The 21,678-nt window shown below is 60.2% G+C and carries 19 protein-coding genes, 3 tRNA genes and 1 rRNA gene; 9 read left to right on the top strand and 14 right to left on the bottom strand.

Annotated features, from left to right (window positions below; translation table 11 throughout):
- Nucleotides 1-124 precede the first annotated feature (124 nt).
- From I5P96_RS01615 to I5P96_RS01605, 3 genes are all read right to left on the bottom strand, one after another.
- Nucleotides 125-201, bottom strand: a tRNA-Ile gene (locus I5P96_RS01615).
- A 3-nt stretch (nt 202-204) separates the two neighbouring features.
- Nucleotides 205-280: transfer RNA gene (locus I5P96_RS01610), tRNA-Ala, on the bottom strand.
- A 125-nt stretch (nt 281-405) separates the two neighbouring features.
- Nucleotides 406-1,916, bottom strand: a 16S ribosomal RNA gene (locus I5P96_RS01605).
- 746 nt (nt 1,917-2,662) lie between these two features.
- Here I5P96_RS01605 and aroD point away from each other — a divergent pair.
- Entirely contained in the window at nt 2,663-3,421 is a 759-nt protein-coding gene (aroD, locus tag I5P96_RS01600) for a type I 3-dehydroquinate dehydratase (protein ID WP_223382853.1), read from the top strand.
- Nucleotides 3,422-3,482: 61 nt separating this feature from the next.
- On the opposite strand, the gene I5P96_RS01595 is transcribed toward aroD, so the two are convergent.
- The 3 genes from I5P96_RS01595 to I5P96_RS01585 all read right to left on the bottom strand — a co-directional run bounded on the left by I5P96_RS01595 (nt 3,483) and on the right by I5P96_RS01585 (nt 6,111).
- Complete coding sequence (locus tag I5P96_RS01595) at nt 3,483-4,382, bottom strand: DegV family protein (RefSeq protein WP_223382852.1); 900 nt, start codon at nt 4,380-4,382, stop codon at nt 3,483-3,485.
- 45 nt (nt 4,383-4,427) lie between these two features.
- Nucleotides 4,428-5,720, bottom strand: coding sequence for an adenylosuccinate synthase (locus I5P96_RS01590; RefSeq protein ID WP_223382851.1), 1,293 nt, complete (start codon nt 5,718-5,720; stop codon nt 4,428-4,430).
- Nucleotides 5,721-5,907: 187 nt separating this feature from the next.
- A complete protein-coding gene (locus I5P96_RS01585) occupies nt 5,908-6,111 on the bottom strand; it encodes a DUF896 domain-containing protein (protein WP_097791847.1) in 204 nt (67 codons plus the stop codon).
- A gap of 135 nt (nt 6,112-6,246) precedes the next feature.
- Here I5P96_RS01585 and I5P96_RS01580 point away from each other — a divergent pair, with 135 nt between their 5' ends.
- Nucleotides 6,247-6,867 (top strand): epoxyqueuosine reductase QueH, encoded by a 621-nt coding sequence (locus I5P96_RS01580; RefSeq protein WP_411703368.1) that lies wholly within the window; start codon nt 6,247-6,249, stop codon nt 6,865-6,867.
- A 24-nt stretch (nt 6,868-6,891) separates the two neighbouring features.
- Here I5P96_RS01580 and I5P96_RS01575 read toward each other — a convergent pair whose 3' ends face one another.
- Entirely contained in the window at nt 6,892-8,022 is a 1,131-nt protein-coding gene (locus I5P96_RS01575; RefSeq protein WP_223382849.1) for an MFS transporter, read from the bottom strand.
- Between the two features lie 186 nt (nt 8,023-8,208).
- Here I5P96_RS01575 and I5P96_RS01570 point away from each other — a divergent pair.
- Both I5P96_RS01570 and I5P96_RS01565 read left to right on the top strand, forming a co-directional pair.
- Nucleotides 8,209-8,284: transfer RNA gene (locus tag I5P96_RS01570), tRNA-Pro, on the top strand.
- 266 nt (nt 8,285-8,550) lie between these two features.
- The gene (locus I5P96_RS01565; protein WP_223382848.1) at nt 8,551-9,759 is read left to right on the top strand and encodes a MalY/PatB family protein; all 1,209 of its coding nucleotides are present in this window, start codon (nt 8,551-8,553) and stop codon (nt 9,757-9,759) included.
- A gap of 52 nt (nt 9,760-9,811) precedes the next feature.
- On the opposite strand, the gene I5P96_RS01560 is transcribed toward I5P96_RS01565, so the two are convergent.
- The 7 genes from I5P96_RS01560 to I5P96_RS01530 form a co-directional block, all read right to left on the bottom strand.
- On the bottom strand, nt 9,812-10,612 hold the full coding sequence (locus tag I5P96_RS01560) for a MurR/RpiR family transcriptional regulator (RefSeq protein ID WP_223382847.1): 801 nt from the start codon (nt 10,610-10,612) through the stop codon (nt 9,812-9,814).
- A gap of 206 nt (nt 10,613-10,818) precedes the next feature.
- The gene (locus I5P96_RS01555; protein ID WP_223382846.1) at nt 10,819-12,231 is read right to left on the bottom strand and encodes an NAD(P)/FAD-dependent oxidoreductase; all 1,413 of its coding nucleotides are present in this window, start codon (nt 12,229-12,231) and stop codon (nt 10,819-10,821) included.
- 92 nt (nt 12,232-12,323) lie between these two features.
- Nucleotides 12,324-13,028 carry an HdeD family acid-resistance protein gene (locus I5P96_RS01550; RefSeq protein WP_223382845.1) on the bottom strand — a complete coding sequence of 235 codons (705 nt, stop codon included), beginning with the start codon at nt 13,026-13,028 and terminating at the stop codon, nt 12,324-12,326.
- A 45-nt stretch (nt 13,029-13,073) separates the two neighbouring features.
- On the bottom strand, nt 13,074-14,489 hold the full coding sequence (locus I5P96_RS01545; RefSeq protein WP_223382844.1) for an MATE family efflux transporter: 1,416 nt from the start codon (nt 14,487-14,489) through the stop codon (nt 13,074-13,076).
- A gap of 88 nt (nt 14,490-14,577) precedes the next feature.
- Nucleotides 14,578-15,186: an AAA family ATPase gene (locus tag I5P96_RS01540; RefSeq protein ID WP_097791838.1), complete on the bottom strand. Its 609-nt coding sequence runs from the start codon at nt 15,184-15,186 to the stop codon at nt 14,578-14,580.
- Between the two features lie 58 nt (nt 15,187-15,244).
- Nucleotides 15,245-16,627: a hypothetical protein gene (locus I5P96_RS01535; protein WP_223382843.1), complete on the bottom strand. Its 1,383-nt coding sequence runs from the start codon at nt 16,625-16,627 to the stop codon at nt 15,245-15,247.
- A gap of 32 nt (nt 16,628-16,659) precedes the next feature.
- Entirely contained in the window at nt 16,660-17,508 is an 849-nt protein-coding gene (locus I5P96_RS01530; RefSeq protein ID WP_223382842.1) for a DUF624 domain-containing protein, read from the bottom strand.
- 217 nt (nt 17,509-17,725) lie between these two features.
- Between I5P96_RS01530 and I5P96_RS01525 the strand changes: the two genes are divergently transcribed.
- The 5 genes from I5P96_RS01525 to aroB all read left to right on the top strand — a co-directional run bounded on the left by I5P96_RS01525 (nt 17,726) and on the right by aroB (nt 21,678).
- Nucleotides 17,726-18,451, top strand: a complete 726-nt coding sequence (locus I5P96_RS01525; RefSeq protein ID WP_223382841.1) for a lysophospholipid acyltransferase family protein — start codon at nt 17,726-17,728, stop codon at nt 18,449-18,451.
- 8 nt (nt 18,452-18,459) lie between these two features.
- Nucleotides 18,460-19,224 carry a hypothetical protein gene (locus I5P96_RS01520; protein WP_223382840.1) on the top strand — a complete coding sequence of 255 codons (765 nt, stop codon included), beginning with the start codon at nt 18,460-18,462 and terminating at the stop codon, nt 19,222-19,224.
- 4 nt (nt 19,225-19,228) lie between these two features.
- Entirely contained in the window at nt 19,229-19,390 is a 162-nt protein-coding gene (locus I5P96_RS01515) for a hypothetical protein (protein ID WP_223382839.1), read from the top strand.
- 177 nt (nt 19,391-19,567) lie between these two features.
- Nucleotides 19,568-20,638 (top strand): bifunctional chorismate mutase/prephenate dehydratase, encoded by a 1,071-nt coding sequence (locus I5P96_RS01510; protein ID WP_097791833.1) that lies wholly within the window; start codon nt 19,568-19,570, stop codon nt 20,636-20,638.
- Nucleotides 20,635-21,678, top strand: coding sequence for a 3-dehydroquinate synthase (gene aroB / locus I5P96_RS01505; protein ID WP_097791832.1), 1,044 nt, complete (start codon nt 20,635-20,637; stop codon nt 21,676-21,678). The genes I5P96_RS01510 and aroB overlap by 4 nt, the downstream gene beginning before the upstream one ends.

The raw sequence follows: 21,678 nt of genomic DNA, 5'->3' as shown, positions 1-21,678 counted from the left end.
ATTGTAATATTTCTTAAAAAGAACTTACTATAATCTTTGTTTCGCAGTTATTATTCAGTTTTCAAGGTACGTCTTGGTGATGTCCCTCAAAGCCCAGTTTCCTGAAACTTCGATTTTCATCACATGGTGGGCCAAAATGGACTCGAACCATCGACCTCACGATTATCAGTCGTGTGCTCTAGCCAGCTGAGCTATTGGCCCATGTGGTGGAGATTAAGGGAATCGAACCCTTGACCCCCTGCTTGCAAAGCAGGTGCTCTCCCAGCTGAGCTAAACCCCCACATAAGGTTTTGAGTAACCCCTTTTCAGGGCCCTCAAAATCGAACAATATCTACTCTACTTGTCTCTGTCACCTGTTCCAGGAAGAAACCATCTTCGATGCTTTCTTCCTGCCTGACTCCTTAGAAAGGAGGTGATCCAGCCGCAGGTTCTCCTACGGCTACCTTGTTACGACTTCACCCCAATCACCAGTTTTACCTTCGGCGGCGTCCTCCTTGCGGTTAGACTACCGACTTCGGGTCCCCCCGGCTCTCATGGTGTGACGGGCGGTGTGTACAAGGCCCGGGAACGTATTCACCGTGGCATGCTGATCCACGATTACTAGCAATTCCGACTTCGTGCAGGCGAGTTGCAGCCTGCAGTCCGAACTGGGACGTTGTTTCTGAGTTTTGCTCCACCTCGCGGTCTTGCTTCTCTTTGTTTAACGCCATTGTAGTACGTGTGTAGCCCAAGTCATAAAGGGCATGATGATTTGACGTCATCCCCACCTTCCTCCGTTTTGTCAACGGCAGTCTGGCCAGAGTCCTCTTGCGTAGTAACTGACCATAAGGGTTGCGCTCGTTGCGGGACTTAACCCAACATCTCACGACACGAGCTGACGACAACCATGCACCACCTGTCTCTGCGTCCCGAAGGAAAGACATATTTCTATGTCCGTCGCAGGATGTCAAGACTTGGTAAGGTTCTTCGCGTTGCGTCGAATTAAACCACATACTCCACTGCTTGTGCGGGCCCCCGTCAATTCCTTTGAGTTTCAACCTTGCGGTCGTACTCCCCAGGTGGATTACTTATTGTGTTAACTGCGGCACTGAAGGGGTCAATCCTCCAACACCTAGTAATCATCGTTTACGGTGTGGACTACCAGGGTATCTAATCCTGTTTGCTACCCACACTTTCGAGCCTCAGCGTCAGTTGGTGCCCAGTAGGCCGCCTTCGCCACTGGTGTTCCTCCCGATATCTACGCATTCCACCGCTACACCGGGAATTCCGCCTACCTCTGCACTACTCAAGAAAAACAGTTTTGAAAGCAGTTCATGGGTTGAGCCCATGGATTTCACTTCCAACTTGTCTTCCCGCCTGCGCTCCCTTTACACCCAGTAATTCCGGACAACGCTTGTGACCTACGTTTTACCGCGGCTGCTGGCACGTAGTTAGCCGTCACTTCCTTGTTGAGTACCGTCATTATCTTCCTCAACAACAGGAGTTTACAATCCGAAGACCTTCTTCCTCCACGCGGCGTCGCTGCATCAGGGTTTCCCCCATTGTGCAATATTCCCCACTGCTGCCTCCCGTAGGAGTCTGGGCCGTGTCTCAGTCCCAATGTGGCCGTTCAACCTCTCAGTCCGGCTACCGATCGTCGCCTTGGTGGGCCGTTACCTCACCAACTAGCTAATCGGACGCGAGGCCATCTCAAAGCGGATTGCTCCTTTTCCCTCTGGTCGATGCCGACCTGTGGGCTTATGCGGTATTAGCAGTCGTTTCCAACTGTTGTCCCCCTCTTTGAGGCAGGTTCCTCACGCGTTACTCACCCGTTCGCCACTCGCTCAAAGAAGCAAGCTCCTCTTTGCTCGTTCGACTTGCATGTGTTAGGCGCGCCGCCAGCGTTCGTCCTGAGCCAGGATCAAACTCTTTATAAATGATATTTATCACTTAAAAAGTGTTAAATCTTTTTCGCTCAGCACGCAATCGCTTGCGTCCTGTGTGAATTACTTTGTTTGGAATTGTTTACCGTGTTTTTCCAACACGAAAATAGGTTCCGTTACAAGTTTTTCGATATTGTTCAATTTTCAAGGTCCTGTGCGCCTCAGCCGACCGGCTGACGACTTGATTATTTTATCACAGAAGTGATTTTTTGTCAAGCACTTTTTTCGAAGCGTTTCGAACGTTCTGAACTTGGATCGCTTCCGATTTCTCAGAACTGACTGGAATCTTTCAGCGTCTATTGGTTCTTTTCTCTCGCTTCTCAGCTGAGGCTTCGGAAGTCATTCTTTTGTCTCAGCGCTTGGCGCTCAAGTATAATACCATACACCCGCCCGTTTGGCAACCCCTTTTTTCAACTTTTTTGCCCTTTTTTCTCGGTTTGGCTTTTTTACCAGTTTTTTGCGTGGAACTCGCATCTTCTTTGACGCAATAAAAGCGTCCATGCGTTTGGGCCGCACAGGCGCTTTCTGCTTTCTCTGTTCTATATAAAGAAATCCTTATCCCTTACAAAAAAGCAGAGCCGCCCGGATGTGGGCCGCTCTGCCTTCGCTGGGTTTATTGTACTGGATTTCGCGGCGTTCCACAAGGGCCAATTTTCACAAAAAGAAACCAACAAATCGCTGCGGACTTGACAAGTCCCGCCGCGCCCCTCTATTATAAGAAGGAAAGAGAGGGGTCTGCCATGTCATCTATCACCATCCGCCGCTGCTGCATCGGGGAGGGACGCCCCAAGGTCATCGTCCCCATCGTGGAGCGCACCGAAGCCGCCATCCTGCAAAAAGCCGCTGCGTTTTCCACAAGTTCCGCCGATTGTGTGGAATGGCGGGCCGACTGGTTCGCCGATTCACTGGACGCCGACGCGCTGAGCCGCTGCCTGCGCGGGCTGCGGGCTGCGCTGGGCGAGAAGCTGCTGCTCGTCACCTTCCGCACCCAGGCCGAGGGCGGCGAAGCGGCCCTGACCACCGACCAGTACGCGGCCTTTTGCGCAGCCGTCTGTGCTTCCGGCTGCGCCGACCTACTGGACATCGAGTTCTTTTCTGCCGGGGAACGCCTGCCCCAATGGATCGCAGCTGCCCACGCCGCTGGGGTAAAGGTGGTCTGTTCCAGCCACGATTTCCAGAAGACGCCGCCCCGCGCTGAACTCGTGGAGCGGATGCTCCGGATGCAGCAGGCCGGGGCCGACCTGCCCAAGCTGGCCGTCATGCCCACCTGCCGCACCGATGTGCTGGAGCTGCTGGCCGCGACGGCCGAGATGGCCGACCGCCACCCCGAAACACCCGTCATTACCATGAGTATGGGAGCGCTGGGCGCCGTCAGCCGCCTGTGCGGCGAGGCCTTCGGCTCGGCCATGACCTTTGCCAACCCCGGCACCGCCAGCGCCCCCGGTCAGGTGCCGTTGGATGTTGTGGACGCCGTGCTGGACAGCCTGCGGCTCTCCTGAACCGCACACAAAAAATCCCCGCCGTTTCGAGATGAAACAGCGGGGATTTCATTTTATCGTTTTATTGCTTTTTCCAGCGGCGCATGACGCCCATGCCCAGCGCATAGGGGCCAGTATGGACGGCAATGGTGCAGCCGATCTGCAGCAGGCCGACTTCGCACTTGCTGGTGGGATATTTGGCGCGGAGCGCAGCGCGGGTCTGCATCCACAGACGCTTGCCTTCTTCCTCGTCGTAGCCATAGCCCACGGTGATGCAGTAATCATCCGGGGTCGCGTTCCGCTCGTCCAGGTAAGCCATCAGCTGTTCCAGCGCCTTTTCAAAGCTCTTCTGGCGTCCACGGGCCACACCGCCGGAGAAGATCTCGCCCTCCTTGAAAAGGATCATCGGCTTGATGCCCAGGATGTTGGCCGCACGGCCGGTGACCTTGCCGATGCGTCCGCCTTTGATGAGGTAGTCGAGGTTGCCCACCGTGAAGAAGATCTGGTTCGTCGCACGCTCTGCGCTCAGCCAGTCCACGGTCTGTTCCAGTGTGCAGCCGCCGTCGCGCATGGCCACGGCATTTTCCACCACGATGGACTCAGTGACGGTCGCCGCCGTAGTGTCCATGACCTCGATCTTCGCGTCCGGGTAATCCTCCAGCACCAGCTCACGGGCATTGCGGGCGCTGCCCACGCAGCCGCTCATTTTGCTGGTGAAGCAGAGGCAGAGCACCGGGCGGCCCGCCTCGGCATGGGCGCGGAACGCCGTCTCGAAGTCTTCCAGCGAAGGCAGGCTGGTCTTGGGGTATGCCGAAGGATTGTCCACCATGAACTGGTAGAAGTCCCGCACCGCGATCTCCGTGCCCTCTTTGCGGTAGTGCTCGCCGTCCAGCGAGACATAGAAGGGGATGACCTCAACGTTCAGCCTGGCCGCCGTTTCGGGGGTCAGGTCGCAGGCGCTGTCTGTAATGATATCAAACATAAGTGACGCTTCCTTTTCGATTGCGGTCCGGGAAGGCAGAGCGGGTCAGGCGCGATGGATGTATGCCTCGCGCTCTGCGCCGACCGAAATATAAGTGATCTTGCAGCCGACAGCCTTTTCCAGGTACTCCACATAGGCCTGTGCTTCCTGGGGCAGATCTTCCCACTTGCGGGCTGCGGTGATGTCGCAGTGCCAGCCGGGCAGGTACTCCACCACGGGCTGTGCGGTATCCAGAGCCTCGCCCATGGGGAAGCGGGTGGTCGTGGTGCCGTCGGTCAGCTTGTAGGCCGTGACCATGGGGATCTTCTCCATGTAGTCCAGCACGTCCAGCAGGGTCAGTGCGACCTCGTCGCAGCCCTGGCAGAAGACACCGTAGCGGCTTGCCACCAGGTCGATGGGGCCGACGCGGCGGGGACGGCCAGTGGCTGCGCCATACTCGTGGCCAGCCTCACGCAGGTCGTGCTTTTCCTCTTCGGTCATGGCCAGCTCAGCGGCAAAGGGGCCGTCGCCGACACAGGAAGAGTAAGCCTTCATGACGCCAATGGAGTTGGTCAGCTTGTGGCCCGGAATGCCGGCACCGATGGGTGCATAGGCACCGATGACGTTGGAAGAGGTGGTGTAGGGGTAGATGCCGAAGTCGATGTCGCGCAGAGCGCCCAGCTGGGCCTCGAACAGGACCTTCTTCCCGGCGGCATCTGCATCGGCCAGGTACTGGCCCACATCGCAGATGTAATCCTTGAAGATGGCGGCATACTTTTCCAGCCATGCCCACATCTCATCCACGCGGATGGGCTCGGCATTGTAGCTGCCCTCCATGACCAGATTCTTGGAATCGACCATGGTCACGAGGCGCTTCTTCACCGACTCGTCCAGATGCAGCAGGTCGCCCATGCGCAGGGTCTTCTTCATATACTTATCGCCGTAAGCGTATGCAATGCCGCGCTTGGTGGAGCCGAACTGTGCGCCGGTCTTGGACAGACGGGCCTCTTCCAGGCCGTCCTGTGCCACATGGTACGGCATGGTGATGGTCGCACGGTCGGAGATCTTCAGGTTTTCGGGGGTGATGGAGATGCCCTGCTCGCGCAGCTTGTTGATCTCACCGTCCAGATGGTGCGGGTCGATGACCATACCATTGCCCATCACGCAGACAACATCCGGGCGCAGGATGCCGGAGGGCAGCAGGTTCAGCACGAACTTGCCGCGCTCGTTCTTGACGGTGTGGCCGGCGTTGTTGCCGCCCTGATACCGTGCAACGATGTCGTACTCCTGGCTGATCAGGTCGACCATGCGGCCCTTGCCCTCGTCGCCCCAGTTGATACCCGTAATTGCAGTTAGCATAATAAATGACCTCTTTATCCTTTTCAAAAGACAGCCTTTTCCGCGCACTTTGCGCGGGATACGCCACCTTGGGAATCTTGTACCGCACTGTCAAGCAGTCATAACAGTACAAGTATAGTATAGCACGATTCGGCGGGCAAAAAAAGAGGGTCTGCGCAAATTCTTGCACAAACCCGACGTTTCATTTTTAGTTCTTTTTCCCAATCTTGTGGATGGTGCCGTCCGGCTCCTGGATGGAGGTGTTGTTCAACTGGGCCCGCAGGCTGGCCTTGACGTCGGCCACATACTCCTGCCGAAGGGCCTGCTGCTCCGCCTTTTCGGCTTCGGTCAGGCCGGTGGTCTTGCTCTTGCGCGCCAGCTCATTGATGCGGGCGATCTTTTCATTCGTCATCGAAGTTCTCCTCTTTTATTCAAAAGTGTGCTATAATAACTACCGTGTTCCCTGGTACGGCTTCGTCCGGGGTCCCGAAAACGCTGTACGAAGACCGATCCAATCATTTTATCAGTATATCAAAGGATGCGTTTTATGTCAAAGCAGTTGAATTTTGCACAACAGATGAACGAAGTGTTGAAAACGCTCGGCCCCGCCCGGCCGAAGCTCCTGCTCCACGCCTGCTGCGGCCCCTGTTCCAGCGCCGTGCTGGAGCAGCTGTGCGAGCACTTCGAGATCACCGTGCTCTACTACAACCCCAACACCTGGCCTGCTGCGGAATACCACCGCCGCGGCGAGGAGCTGGAGCGTTTCGTGGCGGCGGCCCACCCGCTGGGCGTGACCGTCGTGGAAGACCGCTACGACCCGCAGGAGTTCTATTCCGCCGTCGCCGGTCTGGAACAGGAGCCGGAGCGTGGGAGCCGGTGCACAGTCTGCTACCGGCTGCGGATGCGCCGGGCCGCGCAGTACGCCCAGGAGCACGGCTTTGCGTGGTTCACCACCACCCTGTCCATCAGCCCCCATAAGGACGCCAGGCGGATCAACGAGATCGGGCAGGCGCTCGAAGCCGAATTCGGCGTAAAGCACCTGCCCTCCGACTTCAAAAAGCACAACGGCTATCTGCGCAGCCTGCAATTATCCGAAGAGTACGGCCTCTACCGGCAGGACTACTGCGGCTGCGAGTTCAGCGCCAAAGCAAGAGGCATCGAGCCATAAGCGGCCCGTCCTCCCCTCCGGTCATCACTCTTCCTTCATCCGGGCAACCAGCACCGCAAACACGCACAGCCCGATGCAGGGGAGGATGTTCATCGCCATCCCGGCGGCAAGGCCCGCGCGCTCTGCCACACGGCCGATGACCCAGGGCATCAGGATGGCACCGCCGGACGCAGCGGGCAGCATGATGCCCATGCTGGTCACGCTGGTCATCCTGCCCGCGCTGGCCACTGCAGTGGGGTTCATACCTGCCATCGCAAACGCGAAGGCGAACAGCAGCAGGATCGCGGCCGGCTGGCTGTCGGCCCGCATCAGGAGCACATAGAACAGGGTGCAGGTCACAGCCATGACCACCATCGCCTTGCGCGGGGACTTGAACGGGAACACGAATGCAATGAGCAGCCGGGCCACCAGTGTAGCCCCCCACATCACGGTCACGGTATAGGCAGCCAGTGTGCCCGCAATGATGCCGCTGCCCTTGAAATAGGTCACCATCCAGCCGGTCACGCTCTGCTCGGCCGCGTTCTGGCAGAAGAGCAGGCCCGTCAGCAGCCAGAACCGGCCGGAGCGCAGAAAGCTCCAGTCGATGACCGCCTTCCGGTCCTTGACCTTACCTTCCATCGGGGTCTTCCAGTAGACCAGCCAGAGCACCACGCCCAGCGCCGCCAGCAGGAACACCGCCAGTGCGGTGCTGACCCGCGCTGCCGCTGCGATGAGGAACGGGCAGAGCAGCGCACCGCAGGCATAGCAGCTGTGCATCAGGTTCATGCCGCGGGTGCGGTCGGCGGAGTTGTCACTGACGAGGATGGTGCAGGCGTTCATGGCGCTGCCCTTGGCAACGCCCACAAGGAAGAATGCCGCCGCCAGCAGGACCTCCGCCCCGGTAAAGCCCATGATCCCGTAGCCGACGGTGTACCCGATGGTCAGCAGCAGGATGCTTGGTTTCAGCCCCAGCACACCCGGCAGCACACCGGTCAGAAAGCCCGCCAGCAGGTTGCCGATGCTCATCAGCGAGAGCAGCGTCCCGGTCATGCCGTAGGCAAACCCATACTGCTCCTGCAGCAGGCTGACCACCACACCGCTGGAAATGGCGCAGATGCCGCTGAAAAAGAAAGTCACAAAGCCCGCATTCCGCAGGCGCGTTTTCTGCTCGTTCATTCCGGTCTCCTCACTTTGGCAATCGAACGGCTCCTGGCCGCTTTTCAACTCCCATTATAGACTATCCCTTCCGGCCTTTGCAACCGGATTTTCTTATAAAAATGCGCACAAACAGCGGGAGCGTGAAGTTGCGCACTTCAGGATTGACGAACGCCGCAAAAAAGAGTATACTATGATAGTATTTTCCGGGGTGTTGCGCAGTTGGTAGCGCGCCTGCTTTGGGAGCAGGAGGCCGCGAGTTCGAGTCTCGCCACTCCGACCACAAGAAAAGCCACGATGAACCGTTTACAAATGCGGTTTTATCGTGGCTTTCTTTGTTTTCAGAATCCTGAAATCTGGCTAGAATGTGCCTTATTTGTGCCTTATCGCCCCAAAAAGTGCTTTACTCGGCGGCCGGAAGGCTCTTTTTTATCGTAGAAATTCGTGATTTTTCCGCACGATTTTTTCAACTTCCCGGCGGGCGGTTGCATCCGGCTCCCAAATGTGTTAAGGTGGGGCCAGACAAAATTTTTGAGAAGGAGCGCACTTATGAAATACGATTTTACTTCCATCCTGGACCGCCGCGGTAGAGACGCCATCGCAGTGGACGGCCTGAAGGGCGACGGCTTCTCCCCGGCTCCCCCGAAGGCGGGCTTTGACGCGATCCCGATGTGGGTGGCCGACATGAACTTCCCCACCGTGCCCACCATCCAGGAAGCCATCATTGAGCGTGCAAAACACCCGGCCTTCGGCTATTTTCAAGCTACGGATGCGTATTTCGACAGCATCATCCGGTGGCATGAGAAGCGCAACGGCGTCACCGGCCTGAAGCCGGAACACATCGGCTACGAGAACGGTGTGCTGGGCGGTGTCATCAGTGCGCTGAACTGCGTCTGTTCCCGCGGCGACAAGATCCTGATCCACAGCCCCACCTACATCGGCTTCACGATGAGCCTGAAGAACAACGGCTACGAGGCCGTGCATTCCCCGCTGGTGAAGGACGAGAACGGCGTCTGGCGGATGGATTTTGAGGACATGGAGAAGCATCTGAAGGAAGAGCATATCCATGCGGCCATCCTGTGCAACCCCCACAACCCCTGCGGCCGCGTCTGGGAGCGCTGGGAGCTGGAAAAGGCCATGGAGCTGTTCAAAAAGTACGACGTCTATGTCGTCTCCGACGAGATCTGGTCGGACATCATCCTGAACGGCCACAAGCACACCCCCACCCAGTCCGTCAGCGAGGATGCCCGGATGCGCACCGCCGCCTTCTATGCTCCCTCCAAGACCTTCAACCTGGCCGGTCTCGTGGGCAGCTACCACATCGTGTACAACAACTGGTGGCGTGACCGCATTGAGAAAGAGTCCAGCCTGAATCACTACAACATGATGAACGTGCTGTCCATGCACGCCCTCATCGGTGCCTATCAGCCCGAAGGCTATGAGTGGACGGACGAGCTCTGCGAGGTACTGAGCGGCAATGTGAACTTTGCCTGCGACTACATCGAACAGCACTTTGCGGGCGTCACGGTCTCCAAGCCCGAAGGCACCTATATGCTCTTTGTGGACTGCACCGACTGGTGCGCCGCCCATGGCAAGACCATCGACGATGTGGAAAAGGCCTGCTGGGAGGTCGGCGTAGCCGTGCAGGACGGAAAGATGTTCCACGGCCCCTGCCATCTGCGGATGAACCTGGCTTCGCCCCGTTCCCGCATCGAGGAAGCCTTCCGCCGGATGGACCAGTATGTCTTCCATGCGTAAGGAAACAGAAAAAGGGCCCTTTGCCGGTTGGCAGAGGGTCCTTTTTGGTTGGTCAGAGGTCTTCTTCGGTCAGGAGCAGGTAGTACAGCACCTCGACCAGAAGGGCCGACGAGAGCAGGGATGGGACCGGGTCGGTCGCCACGATGCGCTGCGCCCGGTTGGAGGCCAGCAGCAGGTGGTCTGCCTGCGCGGCCAGAGGGGAGCGGCGGTCGCAGGTGATGAGCAGGACCGAGGCACCCCGTTCGTGGGCGGCGCGAGCCGTTTCCAGCAGGCGCTCGCTGCGGCCGGAGTTCGAGATGAGCAGCAGGGCGTCCCGCTCGGTCAGGGTGGTGGCAAAGGCTCTGGTCCGGTCGGGCACGGCGCTGGTCATGCAGCGCTTGCCCAGGCTGCCGAGCTTGAGCGACGCATCCATGGCCACGGGCAGGCTGTTGTCGGAGGCTTCGACCTCGATCAGCTCTGCGCTGCGCAGGACACTCATCGCCTTCCGCAACTGGCGCAGATTGAGTGCCTGGATGGTGGCGCGCACCTCTTCCTGCCGGTTGGCCTGCACCGACTGCAGGGCCTGCCGCAAGGGGTCCGGACTGGTGGAGCGCTGGGTCTCCGTCTCCTGCTGGTCCATCACATCCCGCGCGAGTGCCAGCTGGAATTTGCGGTAGTTGTCAAAGCCGAGCTTGTGGCACAGCCGGGTGACGGTGGCTTCCGAGGACTGGCTGGCGCGGGCAAGCTGGGCCGAGGTGACCACAGACGCCCATTTCACATCGTTGAGGATGCAGTCTGCAATGCGCCGTTCCGCGCTGTAAAGCTGAATGCCAGAACACAGCAGTGTGACGACGCTTCCCGGAGAATCGCGCATAGAAGATACCTCCCTACATCTATGAAGCGCTTTCAGTGGAGTTTTTTCTTAGTGTAGCAGTTTTCGCGAAAAAAATCAATTATTTCCGTGAAGGAGGCTGAACAGGACCGGAACACCGCCAGTTTGGCAAATCCAGACAAAAACCGGCAAAAATCAGCAAAAAGATCCCCCATGCAAATCGCACGGGGGATCGTGAGTTCCGGGGATCAGCAGCCTTCCTTTTCGGCCAGCTTGCGGCCCATGAGCACGCCCATGACGGACGCCATCATCAGGCCGCGGGTCCAGCCGGAAGAATCGCCCAAGCAGTGCAGGCCCTGAATGTTGGTGTCGAGGTTCTCATCCATCTTGACCTTGTTGGAGTAGAACTTCAGCTCCGGGCTGTAGAGCAGGGTCTCGTTGGCGGCAAAGCCGGGCACGACCATATCCAGCATCTTGATGAACTCGATGATGTTGGTCATGGCGCGGTAAGGCATGGCGGCGGTGATGTCTCCGGCCACCGCGTCCTTCAGGGTGGGCTTGACGTTGGACTGTGCCAGCTCCTTGGCCCAGGTGCGCTTGCCGTCCAGAATGTCGCCGTAGCGCTGGACCATGATGTGGCCTGCGCCCAGCATGTTGGTCAGCTCGCCCACCTTCTGTGCGTAGGCGATGGGCTGGTTGAACGGTTCGGTGAAGTTGTGGGAGACGAGGATGGCGAGGTTGGTGTTCTCGCTCTTCTTCTCCTTGAAGCTGTGGCCGTTGACGACGGCCAGGTCATTGTCGTAGTTCTCCTGCGCCACGAAACCGCCGGGGTTCTGGCAGAAGGTGCGGACCTTGTTCTTCCAGGGCTTGGGGTAGCCGATGAGCTTGGACTCATACAGCACCTTGTTGACCTTCTCCATGACCTCATTGCGGCACTCGACGCGGACGCCGATATCGACGGTGCCGGGCTTGTGGGCGATGTGGTGTTCGGCGCAGATCTTTTCCAGCCAGTCCGCGCCGCGGCGGCCGGTGCCGATGACGACGGTGTCGGCATAGACGGCGCGGGGCTCGCTGTCGCTGCCCGCGCGGAGATACACGCCCTTGCAGACCTCGTCTTCCAGGATGATGTTCTCACACTCGGTGGAGAAAAGCATCTCGACGCCGTTGTCGGCCAGATAGTTCTGGATGGCCAGATAGAGCTGCTGGGCCTTTTCGGTGCCCAGATGGCGGATGGGGCAGTCCACCAGCTTCAGACCGGCGTGGATGGCGTTCTTGCGGATCTCCTTGATCTCCTCGCCGGTGTAGATGCCCTCCACATGGGGGTCTGCGCCGAACTCCAGATAGATCTTGTCGGTGTAGTTGATAAGCTCCTGAGCGAACTCCTCGCCGATGAGGCTGGGCAGGTCGCCGCCGACCTCATAGGACAGGCTCAGTTTGCCGTCCGAGAAGGCACCGGCACCGGAAAAACCGGTGGTGATGGCGCAGGTGGGGCGGCAGTTGACGCAGTGGCCAAGCTCTGCCTTGGGGCAGTGGCGCTTTTCCACCGGCTTGCCTTTTTCCACCAGCAGGATCTTCTTTTTGCTGCCGTGGCGCAGCAGCTCCACGGCGGTAAAGATGCCGGCCGGGCCGGCGCCAACGATAATCAGATCGTACTTTTCCATTGTTCTGTAATCCTTTGCTGTATTTGATAAAAACCATCTCAGGCCGCGCTGCGGCCAGTTCCCCCGATGGGGAGCTTTAATGCGGGCTTGTTTTACGGGTCGTCTTCCTGCTCCACCTCAGCGCTCTCGTCCACATGGTCGAGTTCGACGGCAGTGGCTTCCACATCGGCATGGGCGACCTCCGGGGCGACGATGCCGTCGCCGTTCAGGTCTTCCCCGGTGACGGCTTCCAGCATGGACTGCGTCTCCGGGTGCAGCTTCAGGAACCGCTTCACCGCGATGACGGTGTACAGCGCACTGAGCAGGTTCAACGCACCCTCCACGATGAGGATGACGCCGATGGCCATGACCAGCGTTTCCATGGTGCCGAAGGGGTCGAGGATCATGACGATGCCCAGCACGATGCTCAGCACGGCCAGCAGCAGGAAGCCTTTCCAGCTGGGATACTGGCACTTGCGCAGCTCCAGTGCGTTCTGGATGCGGCCCAGACTGTCGAAGATGACGAACAGGCCGAAGACGATGGGCAGGATGCGCACCACGATGTCGCTGCGGATGATGAGGAACGCCCCCAGCCCCAGACAGACCAGACCGGAGATCAGGGTCAGCTGGCTCTGGAAGACACCGCGCTCCACCGCAAAGTAGCGGACGAGCTGCACCGCTGCGCAGACCAGCACCACGCCGCCCAGCGCATAGCAGACAATGTTCATCGCGGTGCCCGGCACCAGCAGCAGGAAGATGCCCAGACCCAGATAGAGGATGCTCATCAGGACCAGATTCCATTTCAACTTCTTTCCCATAAAACAGTCACGTTCCTTTCTCAATTTGGAGAATGCCGGCTCCGCTCACTGCATGGCAGGAGCTTTGTTGTACATGGGTTCGATGATCTTTTTGTCCAGGCGGGCAAAGAAGACAAAACTCAGGGTCACGCTGGCCAGCTCGGCGATGACGAACGACCACCACACCAGGTCGACGTTGCCGGTCTGGCTCAGCAGCCAGGCGGCAGGCAGCAGGACGACCAGCTGGCGGCAGACGGAGACGATGAGGCTGAACATGCCGTTGCCCAGCGCCTGGAAGGTGGAGGACAGGATGATGCTCATGCCGGCCAGCAGGAAGTGGAAGCAGATGGTGCGCATGGCCGGGATGCCGATGGCCAGCATCGCGTCGCTGGCGGCGAAGAAGCTCAGCAGCTTGTCCGGTGCAAACTGGAACAGGCAGAAGCCGATGAGCATGATGCCCTCTGCGTAGCACATGGCCAGCTTGATGGTCTTTTTGACGCGGTCGGGATTACGGGCGCCGTAGTTGTAGCTGATGATGGGCACCATGCCGTTGTTCATGCCGAAGATGGGCATGAAGACGAAGCTCTGGAGCTTGAAGTAGACGCCGAAGACAGCGACCGCCGTGGCCGAGAAGGCCATCAGGATCTGGTTCATGAAGAAGGTCATCACGCTGCCGACGCACTGCATGGCGATGCTGGGCAGGCCGACGACATAGATGCGCTTGATGGCGTCTGCACTGGGGCGGAAGCCGTGCCAGCGGATCTGGATGTCGGGGTTCTTCTTCAGGTTGAAGAAGATGGCGGCACCGGCACCGCAGAACTGGCCGATGACCGTGGCCACTGCCGCGCCGGTGGTGCCGGACAGGGCCTCACCGCAGTAGCCGAAGATGAAGATGGGGTCGAGCACGATGTTCACGATGGCGCCGATGAGCTGGCTGCACATGCTCAGGTTGGTGCGGCCGGTCGCGGCCAGCAGCTTTTCGCTCATGGTCTGCAGGAACAGGCCCAGACTGAACACGGAACAAACGGTCAGGTAGCGGATGCCCTGCTCGGCGATCTCCACATCACTGGTCTGCGCATAGAAATACGGCTTCATGCAGGTCAGGCCGATGATGAAAAAGGCAGCAAAGCTGCACAGCGCCAGGAAGATGCCGTTTTCAGCCGTCCTGTTGGCGCGCTCCTGGTCTTTTTCACCCAGGCTCTTGGACAGCAGGGCGTTGACGCCGACGCCGGTGCCGACACCGACGGCGATCATCATGTTCTGCAGCGAGAAGGCCAGCGAAACGGCGGTCAGCGCACCTTCGCTGACATGCGAGACGAAGATGGAGTCCACGACATTATAAAGTGCCTGGACCAGCATCGAGACCATCATCGGGATGCTCAGCTTGACGAGCAGCGGGTTGATGGCCATGGTGCCCATGATGTTTTCCTGGGCGGCGGGGGGATTGGTCTGCTTGTTTTCCACGATTTCTCCTTTTGACATTTTTTCTCTATGCTTGAAACGTGGGCAGAGCGCCAAAGCACCCTACCCACGCAACATCATTGTTTTTTGACTTTGCAGCCCGGAGCGGTTACTTCTCCGCAGCCTTTTCCTTGGCGGCCACTGCGTCCAGGATCATCTTCACGCAGGTCTCGCGGCCCAGGGCGGCGTTGATGGCAAGGTCGTAGTTGTGGGCATCACCCCAGCGGTTCTGGGTGTAGTAGTTGTAGTAGGCCGAGCGGTTGCGGTCGGTCTTCTCGATCTCTTCCTTGATGCCCTTCTCGTCGTGTGCCTTGACCAGAGGGTCGGTCTTGGCCAGCTCACGGCGCCACTCCACCGGCGCATAGATGAAGACGCGCAGCACGTCCTTGCGGTCCCGCAGCACATAGTCACCGCAGCGGCCCAGGATGACACAGGGGCCTTCCTCTGCCAGCTGCTTGATGATGCGGCTCTGCAGGATGAACACCTGATCGCCCAGCGGCAGCTCGTTGCCCATGGTGTACAGGCTGTACAGCAGGCTGTGGGTGTGGCGTTTCTCGCTGGCGGCGACAGCCTCCTCGGACAGACCGGAGTGTTTGGCTGCCATGGTGATCAGCTCCTTGTCGTAGAGCTTGATGCCCAGAGCATTTGCAACATCCTCTGCGATGTAGTTGCCGCCGGTGCAGTACTCACGGCCAATGGTGATGATCGTCTTTGCCATAATGTGTTCCTCCTATGTAACAGTTTTTATCCCCGGAAAGCGTTTGGCGGGGGCGGGCCTAGCGGCCCGGCTGCCCGGTGCTCTGGGGGTCATTCTGAGGTGCGGCAGGCGGTGCTGCCGGGGGTCTGGGCGGCGCGGGCAGGCGGACTTCCGCGACCCGCATCCGGCCGGTCTGGTCTACGGCGTAAACGCTGCACCGCCCGCCTGCGGCCAGCTGTTCGGGCGGGAAGCACAGGCCTCCGTCCGGGGTGCGCTCCATCCGGCGGAACGTCCGGTGGGCCGTGGTGGCATGGGCGATGCCGTCGTGCAGGGTGTAGGCGGTCCAGCCGGAGAAATCGTCCGGCAGCGGGTCGCGCTGGCCCCGCTGCTCAAAGTAATAGCAGCGGCCATCCTCGCTGCGGGCCAGTTCGCAGCGGACGCGGTCGGGCAGGTCGGCGGCTGCATCTCTGGGCTTGCGCCGCAGGGCGATGGCCCGGCCTGTGAAGTAGCGCAGGAAATCCGACAGCGCCATGGTGCAGTTGACGGAGCCGTCGCTGTCGGCGGTGGGGTCGTTGAGCAGGACATAATCAGCCATCACGGCGTCGTCGTGGCCAAAGCCCCGCAGCCCCATCCAGATGCCCACCGGGTCACGCTGGCCCCGGATGCGGCGCTCGACCCGGACGGCAACGGGGCAGTCGTCGTGGATCTGGGTGCGCAGATCCTGCAGGTCCATCCAGGCCTGCCAGCAGGGAAAGCCGCAGCAGCCTGCGGCAGCCGCTGCAAAGGCGGCGTTGCCGGTGCTCCGGGTGGCGTTGTCCTCCATGGCGTAGGCCACCTCTTCGGGCAGGATGTCCTCGCCCCAGCGGTTCATCAGCGCTGCCATGACAAGGGGCAGATCCATCTCCCGGCCAAAGCTGGGGTCGTGGGCAGAGAGGCAGTATTCCGGCAGATAGAGCCGCCGGTTCAGCGGCCGGCCCTCGTGTTTTTCCCAGGTCAGGGGGCGGACGGCAGCAGCCAGCAGCCGCACGGCAGGGGTGGATTTGTCGTCGTTGGTCGAGAGGTTGACCTGCAATTGGATGCCGGTGCCGCCGCCCGGCGTGGCCACGGTGACGGTGTCCCCCAGCAGGAAGATCATCCCGTCCTCGCTCTGGGCGTTGATGCTGCAGCGGGGGTAATCCGGGGCCCACTTGCCAAAGCTCATCCAGCCGGTCCAGGTGTTCCCGGCATAGACCCGGCAGCGCACCTCCACCATCGTGTTATGAGGGGCGCTGGCGTTCCAGCTGACGTTCAGGTTGCAGAAAGCCGGCATCGCGAACTCCGGCGTGGTGTAGCTGCCGTAGGGCAGATACCGCCCGGCGGAGCTGTCCAGCACCAAAGCGCCGCTTTCCAGCGCGACATTGTCCAGCGCGCCGCGGGAGAAGGTCTCGGTGCCCTGCAACACGAGGTTATTTCGTTGTTCCATCGCACGGTTCTCCTTTGCGCATCGGTGAAAGATCAGTGTTCGGTGCCGTCCGGCTCGTCTTCGCCGTATTCCTCCCGGAGGGCGGCGTCCAGCTCGGCGTCGTGCAGCTTCTGGAGGCTCTCCTCGATGTGGAAGACGCGGTTCACGTCGCCGTAGACGATCTGGCAGCAGACCTCGGTCTGGAACCAGAAGCCGAAGATGAGCATCAGGAAGATGCCCAGCGGCATGCACAGGATGACGACGCCCCAGAACAGGATGGTCACGATGGCAGACGCCAGTGCGTGGGGCAGGAAGGCGATCATGCAGTTCAGGCAGTTCTTCAGCGTCTGGTGGAAGGGCTGGTCCAGCAGGACCACCTGCGGCCACAGGTAGGCGAACAGCATGTGGAACAGCACCAGGTTCAGCACCGTGGCCACCCACATGGGCAGGCCGACGTTGGTGCCGTGGTACAGCATGTTGAAGCAGAAATAGACGAGGAAGATCTGGATGGTGATGACGGTGCAGTAGACGATGCCGGGCAGGATGGCGGCTTTGAAGTTCCGCTTGAACGCGCGGCGGTAGGTAGTCCACCAGTAGCCCGCTTCATCGCGCAGGGCGCGGAGCACGGTGTCGTACATGCCCGCCAGTGCGGGGCCGGCCAGGATGCCGCCCGCAATGGCGCTGACCACCATGACGGTGAGGTTGTTCATCAGAAAACCGACATACACCAGGCAGATGACCGGCAGAAAGCCGATGCAGGTGAGCAGATTGGCCAGGAACATGCCGGACATGTCGCGCCCGACCAGCTCAAAAAAGCGGCCGATGCCCGTTTTGCGGGGGGCGTCCTTCTCGACGCCCGGCCCGGCCTTGCGGAAATCATTTGCAGAAGGAAAAAGACCCATTTTGTTTCGAACCCTTTCTGGTTTGGCACGGTGCCGTGGGGCAGAAGGAAAAGGAACTGCCCATTGTGCTACCTTTCTTTCTATAAATATACCCGGATTTTGTGAATTTTGCAAGCCATCCGGCCCTTCATTTGTAAAAAAAGTGTTTCGGCTCCCATTTTCGCCCAAAGTGTGGTACAATGAAACCGGCTTTTCAGGCCAGAAGGAGGAACGTATCATGAGCATTCTTCGCACGATCGCGATGTTTGTATATCTGTTTGGCTATATGATCGTCCACTACGGTGTGCTCCGCCGGGCCGAGCGCGCCCTCGCCGCCGGGGACATGGATACCGTGGAGCAGATCATCAACAAACATATCCCGCACTGGAGCCAGGGCATCCTGAAAGTGACCGGCGCACGGCTGGTGGTGGAAGGGCAGGAGAACATCCCCAAGGACGGCCCCTGCGTTTTCGTGGGCAACCACCGCAGCTACTACGACATCCCGCTGCTTCTGGCGGCGCTGGATGCGCCTCACGGCATCCTGGCGAAAGAGGAGCTGGAAAAGATCCCTCTGCTCAACCGCTGGATGAAGCTGTTGGGCTGCGTTTTCGTCAAGCGCGACGACATCCGCGCGTCCGTCAAGGCGCTGAACGATGCCACGGCCATCGTGGAGAGCGGCAAGAGCTTCGTCATCTTCCCCGAAGGCACCCGCTATAAGGGCGAAGAGGGCGGCGCAGGCGAGTTCAAGGCCGGTGCGTTCCGCATCGCCATCAAGACCGGTGCCCCGGTGGTGCCGGTGGCCATCTCCGGTGCCCGCGGCCTGTTCGAGGCCCATGGCAACCGTGCGACTCCCGGTTCCATCCACATCCGCATCCTGCCGCCCATCCGGACGGTCGGCATGAGCAAGGCAGAGCAGAAACAGCTGCCCGAAGCCGTCCGCCAGACCATCCTCGCACAGCTTTAAGGAGAACTATGGCAAGCTATCGTTACGAACGCGACATCCAGCCCGGCGACCTCAAACCCCGCCGGGAAAAACAGTATACCCGGAAAGAACGCTGGGCCAACTGGTGGGATTATAACCTGAAGTGGGTGATCCTCATCGGCATCGCCGTGGCCTTTGTGGCGTACAACTTCATCGGGCAGTATTTTTTTACCACCAAGGCCGACTACAATGTGGCCGTGGTGGCTCCCTACTACCTGCCGGAGGATACCGTGAACGCACTCCAGACCCAGCTTGCCCAATTCGGCGAAGACCGGAACGGCGACGGCAAGGTGGTCGTGACCCTGAACGTCTATACGCTGGACTATTCCGACGAGGAGACCCAGACCGAGAGCGCGGCCTACCTGACCATGGCGGGCACCACCAAGCTGGCCGCCGATGTGCAGGGTGGTCTGAGCGCGGTCTTCCTACTGTACGACCCGGCGGGCTTTGAAGAGAGCACCGGCACCCTGCGCTACCTCGACGGCAGCCTGCCTGAACCCGGCAGCGACGGCGACTGGTGGAACATGGTCTACCGGTGGACCGACTGCCCCGCCCTGACCGGGCTGGACCTTGGTGAATACCAGGCCGATACCACCCACGCTCAGGGCGGCGACAGCCAGGAATACATGGCGCAGTTCTACGTCGGGATGCGCGGTGCCTGGAACTCCGGCACCGCCGACAATCTCAAGGGCGGCGAAGCGTTCTGGCAGGCGCTGACTGCCGGGGCCGTCTCCACCGCCAGCGCGGAGGACTGACGCCATGCGGTTCCGCCTGATTAAGCGGGAGGCCGGTGCCCCCCGCCGCCTGCCCGCCCCGCCGCCCCCGGAGCCAGAACGCGCCCCGCCCCGCGCCGCCGACCTCGACAACCCCTATGGCCGGTATTACGGGAAGGCGCGGAGTTGGGAAGACCTGCGAAAATGACCCGACAGAAGAGTCTCATCCGCCCGATGGCAGATGAGACTCTTTCGTTTTTCCAAAGCAAAATCTGAAAAAAACTCCGCACAGAACCGGGGCGGGGTTTGTTGTTTCTGTGTCCGGGTTATGGTATACTCATTCCGTATCATCTCCGGTATCATGAAAACAAAGGATGTGGAACCCATGGACGCACTGGACAAAGCCCGCCGGGAGATCGACACGGTGGACGCCGCGCTGGCCGCGCTGTTCGAGCGGCGGATGGCGGCTGTGCTGGCGGTCGCCGAATACAAAAAGGCCCACGGCCTGCCGATCTTCGATGCCGCGCGGGAAGCCGTGGTGCTGGACAAGGCCGAAGCACGCATTCAGGACCCTGCCCTGCGCCCCTATTACCGCGACCACGTACAGCACATGATGGATGTGGCCAAGCAGTACGAGGCCGAGGTGCTGGGCCGGAACCGCGCCGCCTATCAGGGCGTGGAGGGAGCCTTTGCGCACATCGCGCTCAAGGCGCTCTTCCCCCATGCGGAGGCGGTCAGCTACCCCACCTGGGACGAAGTCTTCGACGCGGTGGAACGCGGCGATGCAGCCCATGGCGTGGTCCCCTTTGAGAACAGCCACGCGGGCGATGTGTCCGCCGTGCTGGACCTGTGCTACAACCACCCCGCCCTGTGGGTCGTGGATGTGTACGACCTGCCCATCTCGCAGAACCTGCTGGTCCTGCCCGGCACCCCGCTGAGCGAGCTGAAGCATGTGTACAGCCACCAGCAGGCCATTGCCCAGAGCGAGACCTTCTTAAAGCAGTTCCGCCTGCCGGCCACGGCCATGCCCAACACGGCCATGGCGGCCAAGTTCGTGGCCGAGAGCGGCGACCGGACGCAGGCGGCCATCGCCAGCGTGGAAACGGCGGCGCTGTACGGGCTGGAAGTTCTGGTGCCCAGCATCAACACCGATGGCGACAACACCACCCGGTTCATCGTCCTCAGCCGCGAAAAGCCCACGGCGGGCAACCGCTTCTCGCTGCTGTTCACGGTGGACAACAAGCCCGGCAAGCTGGCCGAGGTCATCCAGATCATCGGTGCCAGCGGCTACGATATGGAGTCCATCAAGAGCCGCCCGCTGCCCCATGTCCCCTTCGATTACTATTTTTACGTTGAGCTGGTGGGCGACCCCACCGCCGAAGAGACCGCCGCGCTGCTGCGCGCGCTGAACCATGTCTGCCGCACGGTACGGCTGTTAGGAGTGTACAACAAATGAGCGATTTTATCGGAACCAAGCTCACCATGAATCTGGGCGAGCGCAGTTATGACATCATCCTGAAGAACGGCGCACTGGAGAACCTGTACCAGTTCGCCCGGCTGGACCGCAGGGTAGCCGTCGTCACCGACAGCGGCGTCCCGGCCCAGTATGCCCAGCGGGTGGCCGACCAGTGCCGCGAGGCCCGGATCATCACGGTGCCCCAGGGCGAGGCCAGCAAGAGCTTCAAGATCCTGGAGAGCGTTTTACAGCAGATGCTCGATTTCAACATGGGCCGCGGCGACCTGGTCGTGGCGGTGGGCGGCGGCGTCGTGGGCGACCTGGCCGGATTTGCCGCTTCCATCTATATGCGGGGCATCGACTTCATCAACTGCCCCACCACCACGCTCTCGATGATCGATTCCTCCATCGGCGGCAAGACGGCGGTGGATCTGGGCGATACCAAGAACATCGTGGGTGCCTTCTGGCAGCCTAAACTGGTCATCGTGGACCCGGATACGCTGGCCACCCTCCCCCGCCGCCACTACATCAACGGCCTGGCCGAGGCGGTCAAGGCCAGCCTGCTGGCCGACCCGGAGCTGTTCGGCATCTTTGAAAAGGGCGACATCGACGGCCAGATCAACGAGATCATCTACCGCAGCCTGCGGTTCAAGAAAAACATCGTCGAGCAGGATGAGACCGAGCGCGGGATGCGCAAGGCCCTCAACTTCGGCCACACCATCGGCCACGGCATCGAAGCCGTCAAGGGCATCAAGGGCCGCCGCACCGTGGGCCTGTTCCACGGCGAGTGCGTGGCGCTGGGGATGCTGCCCATGATCGAATCCAAGGCGCTGCAAAAGCGGGTGCGGGCGGTCTACCGCCGCCTGGGCCTGCCCCTGCGCACCACCTACAACAAAGAAAAGGTGCTGGCCGAGATGCTGCACGACAAAAAGGCGCAGGGCGGTCAGATCACCATCATCAAGGTGCCGGGTCTGGGCTGCTGGCGCGCTGAGACCATCCCGGTGGAGGGCCTGCGCCCCCTGCTGGGTATGGAGGAATGA

This window comes from Faecalibacterium prausnitzii (genome assembly GCF_019967995.1).
Lineage (GTDB): Bacteria > Bacillota > Clostridia > Oscillospirales > Ruminococcaceae > Faecalibacterium > Faecalibacterium prausnitzii_E.
The sequence above is the reverse complement of the archived record's forward strand: the minus strand, read 5'-3'. Positions and strand labels throughout refer to the sequence as shown.

Bases quoted from the DNA above. Each gene is read 5' to 3' on its own strand.
- aroD (WP_223382853.1), top strand. From the start codon at position 2,663: ATGTCATCTATCACCATCCGCCGCTGCTGCATCGGGGAGGGACGCCCC.
- I5P96_RS01595 (WP_223382852.1), bottom strand. From the start codon at position 4,382: ATGTTTGATATCATTACAGACAGCGCCTGCGACCTGACCCCCGAAACG.
- I5P96_RS01590 (WP_223382851.1), bottom strand. From the start codon at position 5,720: ATGCTAACTGCAATTACGGGTATCAACTGGGGCGACGAGGGCAAGGGC.
- I5P96_RS01585 (WP_097791847.1), bottom strand. From the start codon at position 6,111: ATGACGAATGAAAAGATCGCCCGCATCAATGAGCTGGCGCGCAAGAGC.
- I5P96_RS01580 (WP_411703368.1), top strand. From the start codon at position 6,247: ATGTCAAAGCAGTTGAATTTTGCACAACAGATGAACGAAGTGTTGAAA.
- I5P96_RS01575 (WP_223382849.1), bottom strand. From the start codon at position 8,022: ATGAACGAGCAGAAAACGCGCCTGCGGAATGCGGGCTTTGTGACTTTC.
- I5P96_RS01565 (WP_223382848.1), top strand. From the start codon at position 8,551: ATGAAATACGATTTTACTTCCATCCTGGACCGCCGCGGTAGAGACGCC.
- I5P96_RS01560 (WP_223382847.1), bottom strand. From the start codon at position 10,612: ATGCGCGATTCTCCGGGAAGCGTCGTCACACTGCTGTGTTCTGGCATT.
- I5P96_RS01555 (WP_223382846.1), bottom strand. From the start codon at position 12,231: ATGGAAAAGTACGATCTGATTATCGTTGGCGCCGGCCCGGCCGGCATC.
- I5P96_RS01550 (WP_223382845.1), bottom strand. From the start codon at position 13,028: ATGGGAAAGAAGTTGAAATGGAATCTGGTCCTGATGAGCATCCTCTAT.
- I5P96_RS01545 (WP_223382844.1), bottom strand. From the start codon at position 14,489: ATGTCAAAAGGAGAAATCGTGGAAAACAAGCAGACCAATCCCCCCGCC.
- I5P96_RS01540 (WP_097791838.1), bottom strand. From the start codon at position 15,186: ATGGCAAAGACGATCATCACCATTGGCCGTGAGTACTGCACCGGCGGC.
- I5P96_RS01535 (WP_223382843.1), bottom strand. From the start codon at position 16,627: ATGGAACAACGAAATAACCTCGTGTTGCAGGGCACCGAGACCTTCTCC.
- I5P96_RS01530 (WP_223382842.1), bottom strand. From the start codon at position 17,508: ATGGGTCTTTTTCCTTCTGCAAATGATTTCCGCAAGGCCGGGCCGGGC.
- I5P96_RS01525 (WP_223382841.1), top strand. From the start codon at position 17,726: ATGAGCATTCTTCGCACGATCGCGATGTTTGTATATCTGTTTGGCTAT.
- I5P96_RS01520 (WP_223382840.1), top strand. From the start codon at position 18,460: ATGGCAAGCTATCGTTACGAACGCGACATCCAGCCCGGCGACCTCAAA.
- I5P96_RS01515 (WP_223382839.1), top strand. From the start codon at position 19,229: ATGCGGTTCCGCCTGATTAAGCGGGAGGCCGGTGCCCCCCGCCGCCTG.
- I5P96_RS01510 (WP_097791833.1), top strand. From the start codon at position 19,568: ATGGACGCACTGGACAAAGCCCGCCGGGAGATCGACACGGTGGACGCC.
- aroB (WP_097791832.1), top strand. From the start codon at position 20,635: ATGAGCGATTTTATCGGAACCAAGCTCACCATGAATCTGGGCGAGCGC.